Raw genomic sequence first — 20,052 nt, 5'->3', positions numbered from 1 at the left:
TAAGCCGGGACAATGGCTGAATAACGTGTGTAATCAGGTAAGCTTTAAGCTGTAAGAGGATCGCCTCCGTGATCTTGCCACGGGGGCGATTCGTTTCAGGCTGTTGACGGCTTACGGCTTACGGCTTACGGCTTACGGCTTACGGCTTACGGCTTACGGCTTTGCGCCGTCGTCCGCCTCGGCATCGAGCTGCTCCCGCCAGGCCATCAGCTGGCCGTAGCGCTTCTCCTGGCCATATTCCGTGGGCGCATAGAAGCGCCGGTGAGGGACGGCAGCCGGCCAGCAGTCATGGCTGCTGCCGGCGGGGTAGCCGTGGGGCTCGTGGTGCGCGTAGCGGTAGCCCTGGCCGTGGCCCAGGCTCTCCATCAGCTTCGTCGGAGCGTTGCGCAGGTAGCCGGGCACCTCCAGCCGTGGCTGGCCGGCCACGAAGGCCTGGGCGCGCTTCCAGGCCTGGTCGATGGCGTTGCTCTTGGGGGCCACCGCCAGATGGATGGCGGCGTGGGCGATGGCCCGCTGGCCCTCGTGGTCGCCCAGGCGCAGGTAGGCGTCCCAGGCGGCCATCACCAGCGGCAGGGCGCGCGGGTCGGCGTTGCCCACGTCCTCGGAGGCGATCGCAGCCAGGCGCCGGACCACGTCCAGCGGGTCGCCGCCGCCCTGCACGAAGCGGGCGATATAGAGGAGGGCGGCGTCCGGTCGCGAGGAGCGCACCGACTTGTGGATCGCCGAGAGCAGGTCGTAGAAGTGGTCGCCCTGCTTGTCGAAGGCGCTGGCCTGGTGGCCGATGACGTCCTCCAGCGCCTCACGCCGGAGCACTTCGCCACCCTGCTCGTCGGGTTCGGCGAAGTCGCAGGCGGTCTCCAGCAGGCCCAGGGCGCGGCGGGCGTCGCCGGCGGCGGCCCGGGCCAGCAGGGCGAGGATATCGTCATCCACCCGCAGGCGCCGTGCGCCAAGGCCGCGGAGCTCATCGCTCAGAGCGCGCCTGAGCACCTCTACCAGCTCCGCCTCCTCCAGCGGCTTGAGCACATATACCCGCGCCCGGGAGAGCAGCGCCGAGTTGACCTCGAAGGAGGGATTCTCGGTGGTGGCGCCGATCAGGGTCAGCAGCCCCGACTCCACATGGGGCAGCAGGGCGTCCTGCTGGCTCTTGTTGAGACGGTGGATCTCGTCGAGAAACAGCAGCGTCGCCTGGCCGTGAGCCTGGCGCGCCCTGGCCCGCTCCACCGCGGCGCGGATCTCCTTGACGCCGGCCATCACCGCCGAGAGGTGCTCCAGTTCGGCGCCGGACTCGGCGGCGAGGATCTCCGCCAGGGTGGTCTTGCCGCTGCCCGGGGGGCCCCACAGGATCATCGAGCGCACCACACCGGTCTCGACCATGCGGGACAGGGGCCTACCGGGGCCTACCAGCGCCCGCTGGCCCACATAGTCGGCCAGGGTGCGGGGGCGCATGCGCCAGGCCAGCGGGGCGCCGTGATCGCTCTCGTCGGCGAAGAGATCCATGGCAGATTCCTTACGTTGATCTCGACAGAGGCAGGTCGGGGGAGTGGCTGCTAGAGTGGGGAAGGATCATCGCCGGCTAGGCAGTCGATGAACCTCGTCCCGGATGGCGCATCCAATGAAAGCGTGTGCCTACTCCCTTGTCCCTGCAATGATGTCACTACACAGGAGGGCCCGACATGCCCGTGCTGACCCAACTGCGTCTGGATCATGCCAACATGGCTCGCATGTTGCACGTTCTGCAGCTGAAGCATAAGACCCTCGCGGCAGGCGAGCGCCCCAACTTCCAGCTGGTGCGCGAGGTGGTGGACTACATTCTGGACTACATGGAAGGCTTCACCCTACCCCTGGAGCGGCTGTTCAGCGAGCGCCTGGCAGAGCTCGATCCTGGCAGCCGGCCGATAACCGAGCGCCTCGCCGCCGACTATCAGGCGCTGAAGGTCCAGCTGGGCCGCCTCTCCAGCGATATCGACATGATCCTGATGGACGCGGTGATCCCCATGGATCGCTTCGCCGACGACCTCAAGGCGTACCTGGACGCCCACCGCGCCTACCTGCGCGACGAGCGGGAGCTGCTCTTCCCGATGATTCGCGAGCACTTCAATGAACAGGACCTCGATCGCCTCGCCCAGGCACTTCCTGAGGGGGCCGAGGCCGAGCTGGAGCGTCTCCAGGAGGCCTATCCGGAGCTCTACGCCGAACTGCGCGAGACACCTGAACCCGCCTGACCCGGGCTGCCAGCGCGTGCCGGCTGGGGTAGAATGGCGCCACTCCCTGCCGGTGCCTCGTGATGCCAGACTCCCGACACTTGTCGACGCTCTCTCGTCGTTCCGACCGTGATGCCGCCTGCGGCGTTGACGGGGCGTGCCCATGAGCGGCGGACCGATCCTGGTCTTCGATTCCGGGGTGGGTGGGCTCTCCGTGGTGACGGCCCTGCGCCATCAGCTGCCGGAGGCCGCGCTGGTCTACGCCTGCGACAATGCCATGCTTCCCTACGGCTTGCGCGAGGATGATTGGCTGGTAGCGCGCATCCAGAGGGTGTGCGAGGCCGCCGTGTTGGCCAGCCGCTGCGTGACCCTGGTGGTGGCCTGCAACACCGCCAGCACCCTGGCGCTGGATGCCCTGCGCAGCCGGCTTACGATTCCCGTGGTCGGCACCGTACCGGCCATCAAGCCCGCCGCGGCCTCTTCGCGCAGCGGCCACTTCGGCCTGCTGGCCACCTCCGCCACGGTGGCGCGTCCCTATACCCTGGGCCTGATCGAGGCCTTCGCCGCCCACTGCCGGGTGACCCGGGTGGCCGCCGATGAGCTAGTGCGCGAAGCCGAACGCTGGCTGGCCGGCGAGGCCCCGGACCCCGCGGTGATCCGCCGGGCCCTGGCGCCGCTGTGGGAGGATCCGCTGCTGGATACCGTGGTGCTCGGCTGCACCCACTTTCCCCTGCTGCGGGACTTCCTGGCCGCCGCTGCCCCCCGCGAGATTGCGTGGATCGACTCCAGCGAGGCCATCGCCCGGCGCACCGCCCAGGTGGCGCGCGGCGTGGCCCCCCGGCGCGGTCCGGGAGAGAGCCATGTCACCGCCCTGGACCCCCGGCTGACCGCGGGCCTTGCCCGCTTCGGCTTTGCCGAGCCGCGACTTCTGGTGCTGGACTGAGCGCAGTCCCCCATCCGTTTCCTGCCATTCCCCGAAGGAGGCTTCTTGGCCATTCCTGTTGTCGACCCCGCCCGCTATGACCAGCAGCTCGAGGCCAAGCGCGAGCGCATCACCCGCGACTTTGCGCGCTTCTCGCCGCCGACCCTCGAGGTCTATCCCTCGCCGCCCAGTCACTACCGCCAGCGCTGCGAGTTCCGGATCTGGCACGAGGGTGACGACCTCTTCTATGCCATGTTCGAGATACAGGAGTCCGAGGCGGGCCCCGAGGAGCCGAAGAAAAAGACGAAGAGGGTGATTCGCCTCGACGAGTACCCGGTGGCCAGCCGTCGTATCAATGAGCTGATGCCGGCCCTGCTCGACGCCATCCGTGGGGTGCCCCTGCTGCGCCGCAAGCTCTTCCAGGTGGAGTTCCTCACCACGCTCGCCGGCGAGGCGCTGGTGACCCTGGTCTATCACCGCCCGCTGGACGAGGCCTGGGAGGCCGAGGCGCGCCGCCTCCAGGAGACGCTCGGGGTGATGATCATCGGGCGCGCCCGCAAGCAGCGCCTGGTGCTCGAGCGCGACCACGTCTGGGAGCGCCTGACGGTGGAGGGGCGCGAGTTCGTCTACCAGCAGGTGGAGAACAGCTTCACCCAGCCCAATGCCGAGATCTGCCGCTCGATGCTCGCCTGGGCGCGGGAGGTGACCCGGGGCAGCCAGGCCGGCGACCTGGTGGAGCTCTACTGTGGTAACGGCAACTTCACCGTGGCGCTGGCCGAGAACTTCCGCCGCGTGCTGGCCACCGAGATCTCGCGCACCTCGGTGGCCAGCGCCCGCGAGAACCTCACCGCCAACGGCCTCGACAACGTCACCGTGGGACGCATGTCGGCCGAGGAGTTCGCCGCGGCACTTCAGGGCGAGAAGGGCGGCCGGCGGGTGGCCGAGTGGGCCCTGGACGACTACGACTTCACCACCGTGCTGGTGGATCCGCCCCGCGCCGGACTGGACGAGGCCAGCTGCCGCCAGCTCAGCGGCTATGAGCGCATCGTCTATATTTCATGCAATCCGGATACGCTGGCGGACAACCTGGAGCGACTGACCGAGACCCACGCCATCACCCGTTTCGCGCTGTTCGACCAGTTTCCCTGGACCCACCACTGCGAGTGCGGGGTGCTGCTGGAGCGGCGCGACTGACCGGGTCGCGGGGCGTGCCTGTCAAGTGGCGATGCCCAACCGTCATGCTCCATGAGCATGTTGGCATCCCGGTGGGGCCGGTGCGGAGAGTGGCGTAAGCTGGCGACAGGGCGCCCGGGGCGGGCGCCATGTCGAACACTTCCGGTCGCTGTCGCGGCCCAAGGCACGAGGTGAAGGATGCTGAATGTTGCGAACGACGACGCCAGACAGGACTTTCTCAAGCAGCTCTCCGAGCGGTTGAACGCCCGACTCGAGGAGCGCAAGGCGGCGGAGGTGGGCGCCTTCGCTCGCTACTTCTACGCCTCCGTGCCCTTTGATGACCTCGAGGATCGCTGCCTGGACGACCTCTACGGGGCCACCCTGTCGGTCTGGCACTTCCTCCAGCAGTTCGACGCTGCCTCCCCCAAGGTGCGGGTCTTCAATCCCGACTACGAGGAGCACGGCTGGCAGTCGCCCCACACCTTCGTGATGGTGCTGCATGAGGACATGCCCTTCCTGGTGGACTCGGTGCGCATCGAGCTCAACCGTCGCGGCATCACCGTGCATGCCATTCACAATGCCGTGCTGGCCACCGAGCGCGGCACAGACACTCGCCTGACTCGGGTCGCCTCGCCCCGCGATGCCGATGCGCCGAGCGGCCGGGAGTCGCTGATCGTCATCGAGATCGATCGCCGCTCCGACCCGGCCGCGCTGGCCGAGCTCCAGGCCAGCCTGCATGAGGTGCTGGTGGACGTGCGTACCGCGGTCACCGACTTCGAGCCGATGCGCGAGCAGATGAAGGCCGCCCTGGAGGAGCTGCGCGCTGCCTGTCCGGCTCAGATCGACCCGGAAGATCACCGGGAGGCGATCGCCTTCCTCGAGTGGCTGCTGCACGACAACTTCACCTTCCTCGGCTACGACGCCTACCAGGTCATCGAGAAGGGCGGCCAGCAGCAGCTGGTCAAGGTCAAGGGCAGCGAGCTGGGGGTCTTCCGGCTCGACCAGCCGCGCTATCGCGAGCGCATCCGCACCGAGCTCGGCGTCGAGAATGGCCGGTTCGTGTTGGTGCCGGAGCTGCTGTCGTTTGCCAAGAGTGCCCATCACGCCCGGGTGCATCGTCCGACCTACCCCGACTACATCTCCGTCGACCGCTACGACGAGCAGGGCAACCTGATCGGTGAACACCGCTTCCTGGGGCTCTTCACCGCCACCGTCTACAACGAGTCGCCGCGCAACGTGCCGATCCTGCGCCGCAAGCTCAAGGCGGTGATGGAGATCGCCGGCTTCAACCCCAAGGGGCACAACGGCAAGCAGCTGCTGCAGATCCTCGAGGTCTATCCCCGTGACGACCTCTTCCAGATCGACACCCACGAGCTGGCCGAGACCGCGCTGGGCATCCTCAGCATCCGCGAGCGGCGCCGGGTGCGGCTCTTCATTCGCGAGGACCGCCCCGGGCGCTTCTACTCCTGCCTGGCCTACATCCCGCGGGATGTTTTCTCCACCGAGCTGCGCGTGCGCATCCAGAACCTGCTCTGCGAGGAGCTCGATGCCACCTTCGGCGACTTCAACACCTACCTCTCGGAGTCGGTGCTGGCCCGCATCCAGTTCATCCTGCGCTTCCAGGGCGACCGGCCGGTGGAGTATGACGTCAGGCGGCTCGAGGCCAAGGTGGCCCAACTGGCCCGCAACTGGCGCGACGACCTGCAGGCCGCCAGCATCGAGGGCTTCGGCGAGGAGCAGGCCAACCGTCTGATGGACCGCTTCCGCGATGCCTTCCCGGCCAGCTATCGCGACGACTTCAGCGCCCGCACCGCCGTCTACGATCTGCAGCATATCAGCGAGCTGGACGATGGCGCACCGCTGTCGCTGTCGCTCTACCGGCTGGTGGAGGAGGAGGGTAGCGGGGTCAACCTCAAGCTGTTCCATCGCGACAAGCCGATTCCGCTCTCCGACGTGCTGCCGATGATGGAGAACCTCGGCCTGCGGGTGATCGGCGAGCGCCCCTACGAGATAGAGGCCAGCGATGTCGTCTACTGGATCCACGACTTCGACCTCGAGCACCACACCAGCGTCGAGGTGAACCTGCAGGAGATGCGCGAGCCCTTCATCGAGGCCTTCCAGCGCATCTGGGCGGGGGAGGCGGACAACGACGGCTTCAACCGGCTGATCATCGGCGCCAACCTGACCTGGCGCGAGGTGGCCATGCTGCGTGCCTATGCGCGCTACATGAAGCAGATCCGCTTCGGTGTCTCCCAGGAGTACATGGCCAACACCCTCGCCAGCCACCCGGAGATCACCCGCGAGCTGGTGACCCTCTTCGAGCTGCGCTTCGACCCCGAGGAGCGTCCCGCCGAGGGCGAGGAGGCGGCCTGCGTGGAGCGTATCCAGCGTCTGCTGGATGATGTCGCCAGCCTCAACGACGACCAGCTGCTGCGCCGCTACATGGAACTGATCCGCGCCACCCTGCGCACCAACTACTACCAGCGGCGCGCCGACGGCGGGGTCAAGGACTACATCGCCGTCAAGCTGGAGCCGTCGAAGGTCACCGGCATGCCCAAGCCACGCCCGGCCTTCGAGATCTTCGTCTGCTCGCCGCGCCTCGAGGGCGTTCACCTGCGCGGCGGCAAGGTGGCCCGGGGCGGCCTGCGCTGGTCCGATCGCCACGAGGACTTCCGCACCGAGGTGCTCGGCCTGGTCAAGGCCCAGCAGGTCAAGAACTCGGTGATCGTGCCGGTGGGCGCCAAGGGCGGCTTCGTCTGCAAGCGCCTGCCCGAGGGCGATCGCGAGGCCTACCAGCGCGAGGGGATCGAGTGCTACAAGACCTTCATCCGCGCCCTGCTCGACGTGACCGACAACCTCAAGGGGGGCGAGGTGGTGCCGCCGAGAGCGGTGGTGCGCCACGACGAGGATGACCCCTACCTGGTGGTGGCGGCGGACAAGGGCACCGCCACCTTCTCCGATATCGCCAACGAGATCTCCGCCGAGTATGGCCACTGGCTGGGCGATGCCTTCGCCTCCGGTGGCGCCAACGGCTACGACCACAAGAAGATGGGCATCACCGCCAAGGGGGCCTGGGAGTCGGTCAAACGCCACTTCCGCAACCTCGGCGTGAACACCCAGCAGGACGAGTTCACCGTGGTGGGCATCGGCGACATGGGCGGCGACGTCTTCGGCAACGGCATGCTGCTTTCCGACCGCATCCGCCTGGTGGGGGCCTTCAACCACCTGCATATCTTCGTTGATCCCGACCCCGACGCCGCGGCGACCTTCGCCGAACGCCAGCGCTTGTTCGAGATGCCGCGCTCCAGCTGGGAGGACTTCGATGCCTCGCTGATCTCCGAGGGGGGCGGCGTCTTCAAGCGCAGCGCCAAGTCGATCCCGATCTCGGCCCAGATGAAGCGCCTCTTCGGCATCCGGGAGGAGCGGCTCTCGCCCAGCGAACTGATCCGCGCCATGCTCAAGTCCGAGGTCGACCTGATCTGGAACGGCGGCATCGGCACCTACGTCAAGGGCAGCGAGGAGAGCGACGCCCAGGTGGGCGACAAGGCCAACGACGCCCTGCGCATCGATGGTCGCGAGCTTAACTGCCGGGTGGTGGGCGAGGGCGGCAACCTCGGCTTCACCCAGCGCGGCCGCATGGAGGCCGCCGCCCGCGGCGTGCGCATCAACACCGACTTCATCGACAACGCCGGAGGGGTCAACTGCTCCGACCATGAGGTCAACATCAAGATCCTCATCGACGAGGTGGTCAAGCGCGGCGACATGACCGAGAAGCAGCGCAACCAGCTGCTCGCCGACATGACCGACGAGGTCGCCGAGCTGGTGCTGCGCGACAACTACCGCCAGACCCAGGCGCTGGACCTGGCCGAGATCATCTCCCGGGAAGGGATCGGCCCCTATCGCCGCTTCATCAGCGAGCTCGAGGCTCAGGGGCTGCTGGATCGCGAGCTGGAGTTCCTGCCCGCCGACGAGGTGCTCGAGGAGCGCGCCGCCAACCAGCAGGGCATGCTGCTGCCGGAGCTCTCGGTGCTGATCTCCTATGCCAAGCGCGTGCTCAAGGGCGACCTGATCGCCTCCGAGGTGCCCGATGATCCGGTCATGGAGCGCCACGTGGAGTGGATCTTCCCCGCGGTGCTGGTGGAGCGCTACCGCGACGAGATGTACGAGCATCGCCTCAAGCGCGAGATCGTGGCGACCCAGGTGGCCAACGACCTCGTCGACCATATGGGCATCGTCTTCGTGCGTCGGCTGATCGACTCCACCGGGGCCAGTCGCGCCGAGATCGCCCGCGCCTATGTGATCGCCCGGGAGGTGTTCCAGCTCGACAGCCTGTGGCAGCAGATCGAGGCCCTGGACAACCGGGTGCCGAGCGCAGTGCAGTACGGCATGATGATCGACCTGATGCGCCTGATCCGCCGCGCGACCCGCTGGTTCCTACGCGCCCGGCTGGGAATGGAGACCCGCGAGACCATCGAGTACTTCACCCCGCGCCTGGCCCAGCTCCAGGAGGGCATCGGTAAGCGGCTGCGCGGTGAGGAGCTCAAGGCCTGGGAGGCGCGCCGCGCCGAGCTCATCGAGGCCGGCGTGCCCGAGGCGCTGGCCGGCGCCTCGGCGGCGGCCGCCAGCCTCTATGCCGGGCTCGGTATCATCCAGGCGGCCCGCCAGGCCGGCGAGAAGCCCCAGCGGGTGTCCGAGGTGTTCTACGAGATCGGCGATCGCCTGGAGCTGCCGTGGCTGATCGGTCAGATTACCGCCCTCAAGGTGCGCGACAGCTGGCAGGCCCAGGCCCGCGACACCTTCCGCGACGACGTCGACCGCCAGCAGCTGGCGCTCACCGTCAGCGTGCTGCGCATGGAGGGCGGCGCTCGGGAGGCCGGCGAGCGGGTCGATCAGTGGCTTGAGCTGCACGCCGGCATGCACAGCCGCTGGTGCAAGCTGCTCGAGCAGGTGGGCAGCGGTGGCCAGGGCGGCTTCCCGCTGTTTGCCGTGGTCGTGCGCGAGCTGGTGGACCTGGCGGAGAGCAGCCAGGAGAGCTGAGCGCGCCTTGCCTCCGGCATCGACGCACCCCGCCGCCAGGCGGGGTGCGTCGTCATGGGGCGGGGGCGCTGCTATACTCCTGCGCCGACACGTCTAGCCCCTCGCCGCCTGGAGACGCCATGTATTCCCTCGCCCGCTCGATCCTCTTTCGCCTCGATGCCGAGACCGCCCACGGGGTGGCGCTGAAGGGGCTCGATCTGGCCGGGCGCCTGGGGCTGGCGGGCCGCCTCGGCGGCGAGCGCGTCGAGGACCCGGTTGAGCTGATGGGACTGCGCTTTCCCAACCGGGTAGGCCTGGCGGCCGGCCTCGACAAGAACGCCGACCACCTCGACGTCCTGGGGGCGCTGGGCTTCGGCTTCGTCGAGGTCGGGACCGTGACCCCGAAGCCCCAGGCGGGCAATCCGCGGCCGCGGCTCTTCCGGCTGCCCGAGGCCGGCGCCATCATCAACCGCATGGGCTTCAACAATGCCGGGGTCGACCACCTGGTCGAGAAGGTCAGGGCGAGCCGCTATGACGGCGTGATCGGCATCAACATCGGCAAGAACCTCACCACGCCGGTGGAGCAGGCGGTGGACGACTACCTCGCCTGCCTGCGCAAGGTGCATGCCCATGCCCACTACATCACCGTGAACATTTCCTCGCCCAACACCCCGGGGCTGCGCAACCTGCAGTTCGGCGAGCAGCTCGATGGCCTGCTCTCGGCGCTGCGCGAGGAGGGCAGCCGGCTCGACCGCGACGGCGGCCGTCGGGTGCCGCTGGCGGTGAAGATCGCCCCGGACATGGAGGCCGAGGAGGTCGGCCTGGTGGCGCGCTGCCTGGCCGGCAACGCCATCGATGCGGTGATCGCCACCAACACCACGATCTCCCGCGAGGCGGTGGCGGGGCTGCCCCACGCCGAGGAGGCCGGGGGGCTTTCCGGCCACCCGGTGTTCGAGGCCTCCAATGCGGTGATCCGCGAACTGCGCCGGCAGCTGCCCGAGATGCCGATCATCGGCGTGGGGGGCATCGACAGCGGCGAGGCGGCCCTTGCCAAGCGCGAGGCCGGCGCCGACCTGGTGCAGCTCTACTCGGGCTTCATCTATCGCGGCCCGGCCCTGGTGGGCGAGTGCGCCCGGGCCCTGAAGGCCCAGGCCGGCGCGCGATGAGTTGGTGAGGCACGCAAAAAGCCCGTGGTGAGTGCCACGGGCTCCATCGAGTTGGGATCTCCAGTCTATCGAGATCGGTGGGTGTGAACCCGAAAGCGGGTAGGGGTCACATCACCATGGGGTTCTTGTGGATGCCGGAGACTCCCGTCATGCCGGACCATTGATCCCCACGACCTTCACGCCAACCGCTCATCCAGTATTCGCGAAGATTGATGTCCTGGCTCGGACAGTCATCGCGAGAGCGACCTGAAATACCTGCCTTGTAGCCATGAATGTAGGCACGCTGGAAGCGATCACGTTTCTGTCGTTTCATTGGACTACCTCTTGAAAAGGTATCTAACTGGCAGGCTCCAACCGTCGGCTCGAGACTTACCCTAACGTGCCACGGGCCGGTTCATGAAGAGCGAGCCCGTTGACAGCAAACGCATGCGTGTTTCAGTAGCTACTGGGGTATTGATAGCCCACTTCGATCGGGCTTGTCGACCCCCGATTTGTAACAACCCGTTCACCTGTCTGACACGGTGGACCCCGAGAATCTGCCAAGCGGTATCGACGCGATGACACTACCACCACACGACGCCACGCTGGATCTCCTGGCCACCTGCCCCCAGGGGCTCGAACTGCTGCTGGCCGAAGAGCTCGCCGCCCTGGGCGCCGAGCCCGGCAAGACCACGGTCGGCGGGGTGAACCTGCGCGCCGACCTCGCCGGCGCCTACCGCGCCTGCCTGTGGTCGCGGCTGGCCAACCGGGTAGTGCTCTGCCTGGCCAGGGAGGAGGGAATCGAGACCCCGGAGCAGCTGCGTGCCGCCGTGGCGGCCATCGACTGGTCGCGCCACCTGGCGCCCGGCGCGACGCTGGCGGTGGATTTCCATGGGCGCAGTGAGGCCATTCGTCACACCCGCTTCGGCGCCCAGACGGTCAAGGATGGCGTGGTCGACCGGCTGCAGGCCGCGGGGCTGGCGCGTCCGGATATTGACCTGAAGTCCCCCGACCTGCGCCTCTATGCCCACCTGCACCGCGGGCGGCTGATCATCGGCGTGGACCTCTCCGGCGACAGCCTGCACCGCCGCGGCTATCGCCGTGACGTGGGCCATGCCCCGCTCAAGGAGAACCTGGCCGCGGCGCTGCTGGTGCGCGCCGGCTGGCCGGCCCTGGCCCGGGAGGGGGCCGCGCTGGTGGACCCGCTGTGTGGCGCCGGGACCCTGCTGATCGAGGCGGCGATGATGGCCGCCGACATGGCCCCGAACCTTCTGCGTGAGCGCTTCGGCTTCCATGGCTGGGCCGGTCACGACGAGGCCCTGTGGCGGGAACTGAAGCGCGAGGCCGAGACGCGAGCGAGCATCGGCCGCAAGCGCTGCCGTTCACACCTCTACGGCTTCGACCAGAGCCCGGCGGCGCTCGCCGCGGCCAGGGCCAACGCCATGCGCGCCGGCATCCCGGCGCTGATCACCCTGACCGGGGCGGGGCTGGCCCAGCTGTCGCGTCCCGAGGGCCTGGGCGTCGAACCGCCTGGCCTGGTGATCACCAACCCGCCCTACGGCGAGCGGCTGGGCGAGCTGCCGGAACTGGTCGGCCTCTACGCGCAGCTGGGCGAGCGGGTGCGCGCGGCCTTTCCCGGCTGGCGGCTTGCGGTCTTCACCGCCAACCCGGATCTCGGCCACCGCATCGGTCTGCGTGCCCACAAGCAGTATGCCCTGCGCAACGGGCCGCTCGAGGCCAAGCTGCTGCTGATGGAGGTCACCGAGGCCGATGGCCCGGCGTCCGGGAAGGGGGCTGCCCCGCGTCGCTCCGAGGGGGCACAGATGTTCGCCAACCGCCTGGAGAAGAACCGCAAGCGCCTGAAGAAGTGGCTCAAGCAGAGCGGCGAGTCGTGCTATCGGCTCTATGATGCCGACATGCCGGAGTACGCCCTGGCCGTCGATCTCTATGACGGCCGGGTCCACGTGCAGGAGTATGCCGCGCCCCGCTCCGTCGACGCCGCCCAGGCCCAGAAGCGCCTGTTCGAGGCGCTGGCGGTGATTCCCGAGGTGCTCGAGGTCGACCCGACGCGGGTGGTGGTCAAGCGCCGCGAACGCCAGAGCGGCCGCGCCCAGTACCAGAAGCAGGCGGCCAGCGGCGAACGCTTCGAGGTGCGCGAGGGCCGCGCCCGGCTGTGGGTCAATCTGCGCGACTACCTCGACACCGGCCTGTTCCTGGACCACCGCCCGGTGCGCCGGATGCTGGGCGAGATGGCGCCGGGCAAGCGCTTCCTCAACCTCTTCTGCTACACGGCCACCGCCACCGTGCAGGCGGCGCTGGGGCCGCGTGACGCCGAGGGGTGCGCCGGTGCCAGCGACAGCGTCAGCGTGGATCTCTCCAACACCTACCTGGAGTGGGCGCGAGACAACTTCGCCCTCAACGGCCTCGACCCGAGCCGCCACCGGGTGGTGCGCGACGACTGCCTGCGCTGGCTAGAGACGGCGGGGGCCGAGTTCGACCTGATCTTCATGGACCCGCCCACCTTCTCCAACTCCAAGAAGATGGAGGGGACCCTCGACGTGCAGCGCGACCACGGGCGCCTGGTGCGCCTGGCCATGGCCCGCCTGGCGCCGGGTGGCACCCTGGTCTTCTCCAACAACCAGCGCCGCTTCACGCTGGACGCTGACCTGGCTGAGCACTACGCGGTGGACGACATCTCGGCGAAGACCTTCGACCCGGATTTCAAACGCAACCCCGACCTGCACCACGTCTTCCTGATTCGTCACAGAGAGGAAGCGGCATGAGACCTTCGACCCGCTTTTTAACTTGCAAACGCAACCCCGACCTGCACCACGTCTTCCTGATTCGCCACCGGGAGGCGCGCGCATGGTCCGGCTGACGCTTTACACCACCCTGGGCTGCCACCTGTGCAGCCAGCTCGAGGCGCTGCTTGGCCACCTCAGCCGCGAGCCGGTGGCCCTGGATCGGGTCGAGATCAGCGAGGATGATGCCCTGGTCGAGCGCTACGGGGTGCGCATCCCGGTGCTGGCGGATGCCGAAGGGAAGGAGCTGGACCGCGGCTTCGATGCGGCACGGCTGGCGGCCTGGCTGGCCGAGCGGGACTGGTTGAACGTCGAGGCCTGGGAGGCCCTGCGCCGCCAGCTGGCGGGGGAGGAGCCGCCCCGCGAGGTGCGCGGGGCCGAGCTGCGCAACGGTCGGCGCTACCTGGGCTAGCGCCTAGAGGGCGTCGAGGAGCGAGAGCTGGCTGACCGCCTCGCGCCCCTCGGGGCTTTCGTCCTCCACCTCCAGCACCTTGCGAAAGCCCCGGGAGGCCTGGATGGTGGCCTCGTCGGCCAGCCACATCAGCGCCTGGTCATGATCGTCGGCCAGCTGGTGCTTGAGCCCGCCGAACTGGGTGCCGATCTGTCCCCAGGCGCGGCTGAAGATCCAGTCGCCGAACATGTCCTGGTGAATGTGCACCAGCACATAGTCGTGGTCGGTTTCCCAGCGGACGATCATCGAGGCTCCTGAGATGCAGAGGCTCCCCGTGGCGGCGGGGGAGTGGTAGGTTGGGGCGTATTGTAATCGCCTGAGAAGTGGGAACAAGAGACCATGCGAATCCTTGTCGATGCTAACGTCCCCGCCGCCGAGGCCTGCTTCGGTTCGCTGGGCGAGCTTGTCCGCCGGCCCGGGCGGGAGATCACCGCCGATGACCTGGTCAACGTGGACGCCCTGGTGGTGCGCTCCATCACCCGGGTAGACGAAGCGCTGCTGGCCCGAGCGAACCGGCTGCGCTTCGTGGGCACCTGCACCATCGGCACCGACCATATCGAGACCGCGCTGCTCGCCGAGCGCGGTATCGCCTTCGCCAGTGCCCCGGGCTGCAACGCCGAGGCGGTGGTGGATCATGTGCTCGGCAGCCTCGCCACCCTGGCCGAGCGCCAGGGCTGGCGCCTCGCCGAGCGGCGGGTGGGGGTGGTGGGCGCCGGCAACGTGGGCGGGCGGCTGCTGGGGCGCCTGGCCGCCATGGGGATCGACTGCCTGGCCTGCGACCCGCCCCGGGTCGAGGCAGGGGATGTGGAGAAGGAGAGGGCCGACTTCGTCGACCTCGAGACGCTGATCGACGAGTGCGACGTGCTCTGCCTGCACACCCCCCTAGTGCGCGAGGGGCCCCATGCCACCCACCACCTGCTGGGCGCCCGGGCGATTGCCGAACTCGCGCCCGGCACCGTGCTGCTCAATGCCGGTCGCGGCGACTGCGTGGACGGTGCGGCGCTGCGCCAGCGGCTGGCCGGGGAGGGTGATATCAGCGCGGTACTCGATGTCTGGGAGCACGAGCCCGCCATCGACGGCGCCCTGCGGGACCTCGCCGAGATCGCCACGCCACATATCGCTGGCCACAGCCTGGACGGCAAGCGGCGCGGCACCCATCAGATCTACCGGGCACTGTGCCGCGAGCTGGGCCTGCCTGCCAGAGTCTCCCTTGCCGACCTGCTGCCCCCGCCGCCGCTGCGCCGCCTGGAACTCGGCCCGGGCCTCGCCGCCGAGGAGGCGCTGCGGCTCTGCCTGCGTGCCGTCCATGACGTGCGCCGCGACCACGACAGCCTGCTGCGCGAAAGCCGCCGCCAGGGCATGGCGAAGGGCTTCGATGCCTGTCGCGCCCACTACCCCCTGCGCCGCGAGTTCGCCACCCTGGAGGTCGCCCTGGCCGAGCCCGACGCCGCCCTGGCCGCGCTGCTGGCGGGAGGGGGCTTCCGGCTGCTGCAGGGCGATAACGGCAAGGGGTGATAGCTCACCAGGGTGAGCGCAGGGCTTTCGCATCCTAACTGCCCTTTGCAACCATGACGGCCCCGGCATACGCTGAGATGCGGCAAGCTAGCCGCGACGGCGCCAGCGTCATCAAGAAGGCGCATTACGCCGCATGGATGGCAGGTGTCATGTCAACATGCAGTGGGCGGTAGCGTGCCTGAATGGCCGAGCGAGCAGGCACGCGAATCCTTCTTATGCAGTCAAATTATTCTTAATTTTCAGGAAAATCAGTCACTTGGTGGGAAATTTGCACGCTCGTTTATTGACTTGAACGAGCACGCGCGTTCAAGTCAATAAACGAGCGCGCTGTCTAATACCTGTTAGGTGCGAAACGAGGCTTTGAGAATGTCTGTGCCAGACCATGAAATAGTAAAGATGTTTCAGCGGTACTTGGCGAGTAGCGATCCGAGCGAAATAGACACTCTTGATGCTCAGGAACTCGCAGCTGCCGAGGCCCGGCTAAGCATTCGTGGCACGAATCCAACCTTCACGGCTGTGATGAAGGTTCAGATAGCGAAGCTGGAGCAAAAAGAGAACAGGCGTTACGAGAGTAAGATCAGGGCGTGGAACCTATTTACTGGCTTACTTTTAGGGCTTGTTATAGCTGGCGTCTCCGCATGGGCGTTTGGCACCTAACAAACTGTTGTAGTTTGTTCCGGCCTGCGGCCTCCACCGGACGCCCCTGACGTGGCGCCGCTAAACAAAGGCGTTAAATTCTAAGAGGTTCCATGGCATCACTTTATGACAAACCCGTTCGAGCCCTTATGCATGACATGGTGCGTGACATAGATTTGAAGCCGGATACCGTGATTTCGCGTGACCGAGTCCGTTCTTGGTTCAGGGAAAACTATCCAAAAATCAAAGACGGAACGATTGCTGCCCATCTGCTTAGAATGTCAGTTAACTCGAAAAGCCGGGTACATTATGGGGCCAAGCCGGGAGAGGATGACCTGTTCTTTCAAGTGGACCCCAAACATTTTCGCCTATATCGACCACAGAATGACCCAGCGCCAATTTACCCAGGGGATGATGCCGAACAGGCAGTACAGGAAGAAGTTCAAGAGTTAGCAGAGGAAGGTAGTCCGGAGTTCGCGTATGAAAAAGACTTGCAGAATTACCTCGCAAGGAACCTTCACCTTATAGAGTCAGGCCTTACTCTGTTTGAGGATGAAGGGATAAATGGTCTTGAGTTTCCAGTGGGTGGAAGATTTATTGATATTCTGGCCACGGATTCGGAGGGCAACTACGTTGTCATAGAGTTAAAAGTGTCGAAGGGGTATGACAGGGTTGTCGGTCAGTTGCTGCGGTACATGGCCTGGATCAGGAAAAACCAGACGGAACCTGGGCAGTCGGTTCGAGGCATTATCGTGGCTCGGCATATTTCAGAGGATTTGTTACTCGCTTGCTCTGGGGTTCAGGGCGTTCAGTTATTCGAATATGAGCTATCCGTCAGTCTGCGTGAGGCTCGACTTGAGTGAAGAATTTAACAATACGCGTCACACGGATGCCCTTTCCTCCGCTTCGTTCCACAAAGGCCACCGGTGCGCTCTGCGTTAGGGTTATCAGCGCTTCATCGTGGTCACCACTACTCGTAAACAATAATTTCATGATTAAAAAGGATATATAGTTGGCAAAAGTATCAGCTCTTACACAGGGTCTTGCCCCTAATCATGACCATGAGCATGCAATAAACAACTTAATTGATTCTCCGTGGGCAGATAACTTATTTATCAGTGTTGCATTTGTGAGGGAAGCGGGAGTAGCAAAAATTGAGACGGCTCTTCAGAGAAAGAATAATATAGCTCAAGTTTTTGTTGGTATTTCGAATGGAATAACTTCTAAACAAGCATTAGCTAAACTCCTGGCAATCGGAGTGCAACCCCACGTCATTGACATGGGGACGCAAGCAAGTCTTTTCCATCCAAAACTCTACGCGGCAATTGGCGCTCAACAAGCCACGTTTATCGTGGGGAGTGCAAATCTGACAGCGAGTGGACTTAGCGACAACGTTGAGGTTAGTTCAAAAGTTGAACTTGATTTGACTAGCCATGATGATAGTCAGTATGCTTCAGCGCTAATTGACCCATTCAGAGCATTGATTGGTCAGCATCCATTGAATGTATTTCAGATCACCGCTGGAAATCAGTTAGACGACTTAGTTAATGAAGGGCGGTTGGAAGATGAGAGCATAAAGAAAAAAGCTCCCGTCATTGGCACTAAGTCCCCAGGTGGGCAATCAGTGGCCACACCTGCCTTACCAATACATCGAAGAAAGCCTCAGGCTGTACCGCAACCTGTTCCTGTTGCGCCACCAAAACCGCAGAATTCCCAAGTTGCTCCAGCCGCAGGTTTGGTTTGGTCCAGTAAAGAGTTAACGGAAAGAGATTTATGCATCCCTACTGGCAGTAACACCAATCCAACTGGGTCTATGTACTTAAAGAAAGGCCTGCTTGATGGAATTGATCAACGGCACTATTTTAAGGATAGCGTGTTTGCAGGGCTCACATGGACACCTGATGCCAGCCCCAGTAAAAAACACCTATTGAGGGCAACAGCAACTTTTGAAATCATTATTAATGGTATCTCAAATGGTAATTACGATTTGCGCTTGACCCACAATTCTAAAACAAACACAAAAACGTATGCTCAAAATAATGCAATGACTCAGATACATTGGGGGGCTGCCAAAGCGCTTGTTGCCAAGCGAGGACTCTTGGGTAAGCACATGGCGCTTTACCACCTGGGAGGCAGTAACTACCAGATAGAAATCACCTAAACGTAATCAGAGGCGTCAGGTGAGTTGAACGCCTCATTTCCCTGATTATTTTCTTTGTCTCCGGTCTCGGAACCCAGACCAAATTTGAACCAGTCTTTCGACATCTTGCTCAGTCAAGCCGATATGCTGCAACACACGATAGCCATTTCTGCGCAACACCTCTTCCATAGGTAGGGTTCGGATCTCTTCATCAAGCAGTGCCAGTTGGGTATCAACTCCATCAGGAATAGGCAGCCATAATTTTTCAATTTCTGATGGCACCAGCTCTAATACGCCACCACCATAATACCGCCCATTCAGCTCCGCAGAAATTGCGGTGATTGGATTTATAAAGCAATACACGAGAGTGTCTGGATCAATATTACCCAGAGGTCTTATTCTGTATGCGGTATCCGTAGTGTATGCACTAATTTGGTTAGAAATTAAACGTGGAGCATCATGACAACGCTTAAGCATCCCAATGGTAGTAGCGTAAACAGAAGGCACTTTGTACCATGGTTTACGGATCCGGCATTTGTAGCGCTTGTGTAGGTCTTCCTGTTCACCCTGAGCGATGTAGTGCTTCACGTTCTCTGGGTAGGTGTCGAGCTCATTCTCCAGCAGAAGAAAGTTCGTTGGGTTTCCTGAATCTTTATTAGACTGGTGTTGTGCTTCGTCATATATGACGCCTTTACAATGCTCGCTTCGACCAAACATTGGGTGTACATATTTATGCAACTTGTGTTGCTTTACTGTCTCATCATCAATTAAGAAAAATTTGTTTGCACCAGTAACGATCCCAACATCTACTGTAGCAATCTCACTGTAGACATGGACGTCATCGTGCCGACAAATGTCATTATAAAAAGCTAGATCTTCGGGGGAGAACAGAGCCTTAGTCCATTTCCCTGCGACTGTTTCACCATTGATTCCGACAGCGTTTTCGAAGAGCTGATTCGGATCAGTTTCAAGAAAGTCAAACCCGCGCACGCTCTCAATGGCGACTCCTTGGGTCGGCTCATGAAAGTCCATTTTCTTCTCGGCCATAATTATCACCGCACCTTGCAGCGTGCCCTCGAACCAAATTTCCTGAGGATCAATGATGACAACCTTGCTGCATTCGGTACCAAGGTAAGTACGCAATGACTGTGCGTGCAAAACATGCACAATTTCAGATGGAATGACCATACCCAGTCGACCACCTGGGCGTAGCAATGAAATGGAAGCCAGGATAAAAGGCACCCATGCATTGGTGTGTTTAGTGAATTTAAGACCGAGTGTTTGAAATACCCGTTCTGTGTTCAGCTGAAATTCCTTTTCAAGGAACTGATAACGGATGAACGGAGGGTTGCCAACCACAGCATCGAAAGGGTGCGCTTTCTCTAACAATGCAATATTGGCCCAATCTAAAAAGTCACCTTCATTTACTTGAAAATTATTCAACCCTGATTCGGCGGCTCTTGATCTGGCTTTCTCGGCTTCGACATCGAATAGCTCATAAGCAGTTACCTGCACGTCTTTGTTGAGTGTTTTCTCAGCAATGCTTTGCAGAAAAACACCATCTCCACAACTCGGCTCCGCAATGTGCTCAGGGTTAATTGCACAAACCCAGCTTGTTACATAGTCTGCTAAGGGTTTTGGTGTATAGTAGCCGCCCCTGAGCTTTTGGGTTGTCTGATCTGCTTTGAACTTCATTCTTTTTCACCCCCTAAGCTATCCAGCTCTGCCTTGAGTCTTTCTTTTACATAAGATGATGAAGATTCGATAAACCATTCTTTTAAGGTTTTTTGTTCCAATGCCAATACGGCATAGAGCTTTCGCTTTAATTCGGGGTCAATCTCAAGAACTAATCGACCAGATTCACTTTTCGACATTCCAATCCCCTTTGTAACCTATAGCACCTATGTGCATTATATTACCTATGTGCAAAATGTCCACGAAAAATCCTAACAAGTGGCTATTGTCGGACGTACCTACGCTGTGCTTCGGTACGCCGCAAAGCCAAGCGTTAGCCATAATGGATTGATCTTGCCCAGCAGCAGTGGACACCCC

General features: G+C 63.4%; 16 protein-coding genes. 11 read left to right on the top strand and 5 right to left on the bottom strand.

Annotated features, from left to right (window positions below; translation table 11 throughout):
- Nucleotides 1–153: 153 nt before the first annotated feature.
- Nucleotides 154–1,497 (bottom strand): replication-associated recombination protein A, encoded by a 1,344-nt coding sequence (locus DER72_RS01360; RefSeq protein ID WP_110068211.1) that lies wholly within the window; start codon nt 1,495–1,497, stop codon nt 154–156.
- Between the two features lie 176 nt (nt 1,498–1,673).
- On the opposite strand from DER72_RS01360, the gene DER72_RS01355 reads away from it, so the two are divergent.
- From DER72_RS01355 to DER72_RS01335, 5 genes are all read left to right on the top strand, one after another.
- Nucleotides 1,674–2,222, top strand: coding sequence for a hemerythrin domain-containing protein (locus DER72_RS01355; RefSeq protein ID WP_181395579.1), 549 nt, complete (start codon nt 1,674–1,676; stop codon nt 2,220–2,222).
- A 142-nt stretch (nt 2,223–2,364) separates the two neighbouring features.
- On the top strand, nt 2,365–3,144 hold the full coding sequence (gene murI / locus DER72_RS01350) for a glutamate racemase (protein WP_110068210.1): 780 nt from the start codon (nt 2,365–2,367) through the stop codon (nt 3,142–3,144).
- A gap of 45 nt (nt 3,145–3,189) precedes the next feature.
- A complete protein-coding gene (gene trmA / locus DER72_RS01345) occupies nt 3,190–4,317 on the top strand; it encodes a tRNA (uridine(54)-C5)-methyltransferase TrmA (protein ID WP_110068209.1) in 1,128 nt (375 codons plus the stop codon).
- A 177-nt stretch (nt 4,318–4,494) separates the two neighbouring features.
- Nucleotides 4,495–9,333 carry an NAD-glutamate dehydrogenase gene (locus tag DER72_RS01340; protein WP_110068208.1) on the top strand — a complete coding sequence of 1,613 codons (4,839 nt, stop codon included), beginning with the start codon at nt 4,495–4,497 and terminating at the stop codon, nt 9,331–9,333.
- 119 nt (nt 9,334–9,452) lie between these two features.
- Complete coding sequence (locus DER72_RS01335) at nt 9,453–10,478, top strand: quinone-dependent dihydroorotate dehydrogenase (RefSeq protein WP_110068207.1); 1,026 nt, start codon at nt 9,453–9,455, stop codon at nt 10,476–10,478.
- 106 nt (nt 10,479–10,584) lie between these two features.
- Here the strand turns inward: DER72_RS01335 and rmf are convergent, their stop codons facing one another.
- Nucleotides 10,585–10,791 (bottom strand): ribosome modulation factor, encoded by a 207-nt coding sequence (gene rmf, locus DER72_RS01330; protein WP_110068206.1) that lies wholly within the window; start codon nt 10,789–10,791, stop codon nt 10,585–10,587.
- Between the two features lie 244 nt (nt 10,792–11,035).
- Between rmf and rlmKL the strand changes: the two genes are divergently transcribed.
- Both rlmKL and DER72_RS01320 read left to right on the top strand, forming a co-directional pair.
- Complete coding sequence (gene rlmKL / locus DER72_RS01325) at nt 11,036–13,240, top strand: bifunctional 23S rRNA (guanine(2069)-N(7))-methyltransferase RlmK/23S rRNA (guanine(2445)-N(2))-methyltransferase RlmL (protein ID WP_110068205.1); 2,205 nt, start codon at nt 11,036–11,038, stop codon at nt 13,238–13,240.
- Nucleotides 13,241–13,322: 82 nt separating this feature from the next.
- On the top strand, nt 13,323–13,670 hold the full coding sequence (locus DER72_RS01320) for a glutaredoxin family protein (RefSeq protein WP_110068204.1): 348 nt from the start codon (nt 13,323–13,325) through the stop codon (nt 13,668–13,670).
- Nucleotides 13,671–13,673: 3 nt separating this feature from the next.
- On the opposite strand, the gene DER72_RS01315 is transcribed toward DER72_RS01320, so the two are convergent.
- Entirely contained in the window at nt 13,674–13,955 is a 282-nt protein-coding gene (locus DER72_RS01315) for a hypothetical protein (protein ID WP_110068203.1), read from the bottom strand.
- A gap of 93 nt (nt 13,956–14,048) precedes the next feature.
- On the opposite strand from DER72_RS01315, the gene pdxB reads away from it, so the two are divergent.
- From pdxB to DER72_RS01295, 4 genes are all read left to right on the top strand, one after another.
- A complete protein-coding gene (gene pdxB, locus DER72_RS01310) occupies nt 14,049–15,224 on the top strand; it encodes a 4-phosphoerythronate dehydrogenase PdxB (RefSeq protein ID WP_110068202.1) in 1,176 nt (391 codons plus the stop codon).
- A 366-nt stretch (nt 15,225–15,590) separates the two neighbouring features.
- Complete coding sequence (locus DER72_RS01305; protein WP_146209026.1) at nt 15,591–15,881, top strand: hypothetical protein; 291 nt, start codon at nt 15,591–15,593, stop codon at nt 15,879–15,881.
- Nucleotides 15,882–15,973: 92 nt separating this feature from the next.
- Entirely contained in the window at nt 15,974–16,723 is a 750-nt protein-coding gene (locus DER72_RS01300; RefSeq protein WP_110068200.1) for an endonuclease NucS domain-containing protein, read from the top strand.
- Nucleotides 16,724–16,872: 149 nt separating this feature from the next.
- Nucleotides 16,873–18,021, top strand: a complete 1,149-nt coding sequence (locus tag DER72_RS01295; protein WP_110068199.1) for a phospholipase D-like domain-containing protein — start codon at nt 16,873–16,875, stop codon at nt 18,019–18,021.
- Nucleotides 18,022–18,066: 45 nt separating this feature from the next.
- Here DER72_RS01295 and DER72_RS01290 read toward each other — a convergent pair whose 3' ends face one another.
- Together DER72_RS01290 and DER72_RS01285 are read right to left on the bottom strand one after the other, a co-directional pair.
- Nucleotides 18,067–19,695 (bottom strand): class I SAM-dependent methyltransferase, encoded by a 1,629-nt coding sequence (locus DER72_RS01290; RefSeq protein WP_110068198.1) that lies wholly within the window; start codon nt 19,693–19,695, stop codon nt 18,067–18,069.
- Nucleotides 19,692–19,874, bottom strand: a complete 183-nt coding sequence (locus DER72_RS01285; RefSeq protein ID WP_110068197.1) for a hypothetical protein — start codon at nt 19,872–19,874, stop codon at nt 19,692–19,694. The genes DER72_RS01290 and DER72_RS01285 overlap by 4 nt, the downstream gene beginning before the upstream one ends.
- Nucleotides 19,875–20,052 lie beyond the last annotated feature (178 nt).

Origin of the sequence: Halomonas sp. A11-A, from assembly GCF_003182195.1 — a bacterium.
Classification (GTDB): Bacteria; Pseudomonadota; Gammaproteobacteria; order Pseudomonadales; family Halomonadaceae; genus Halomonas; species Halomonas alkalicola.
Note: the sequence above shows the minus strand (reverse complement) of the source record. Positions and strands in the feature narration are given on the sequence as shown.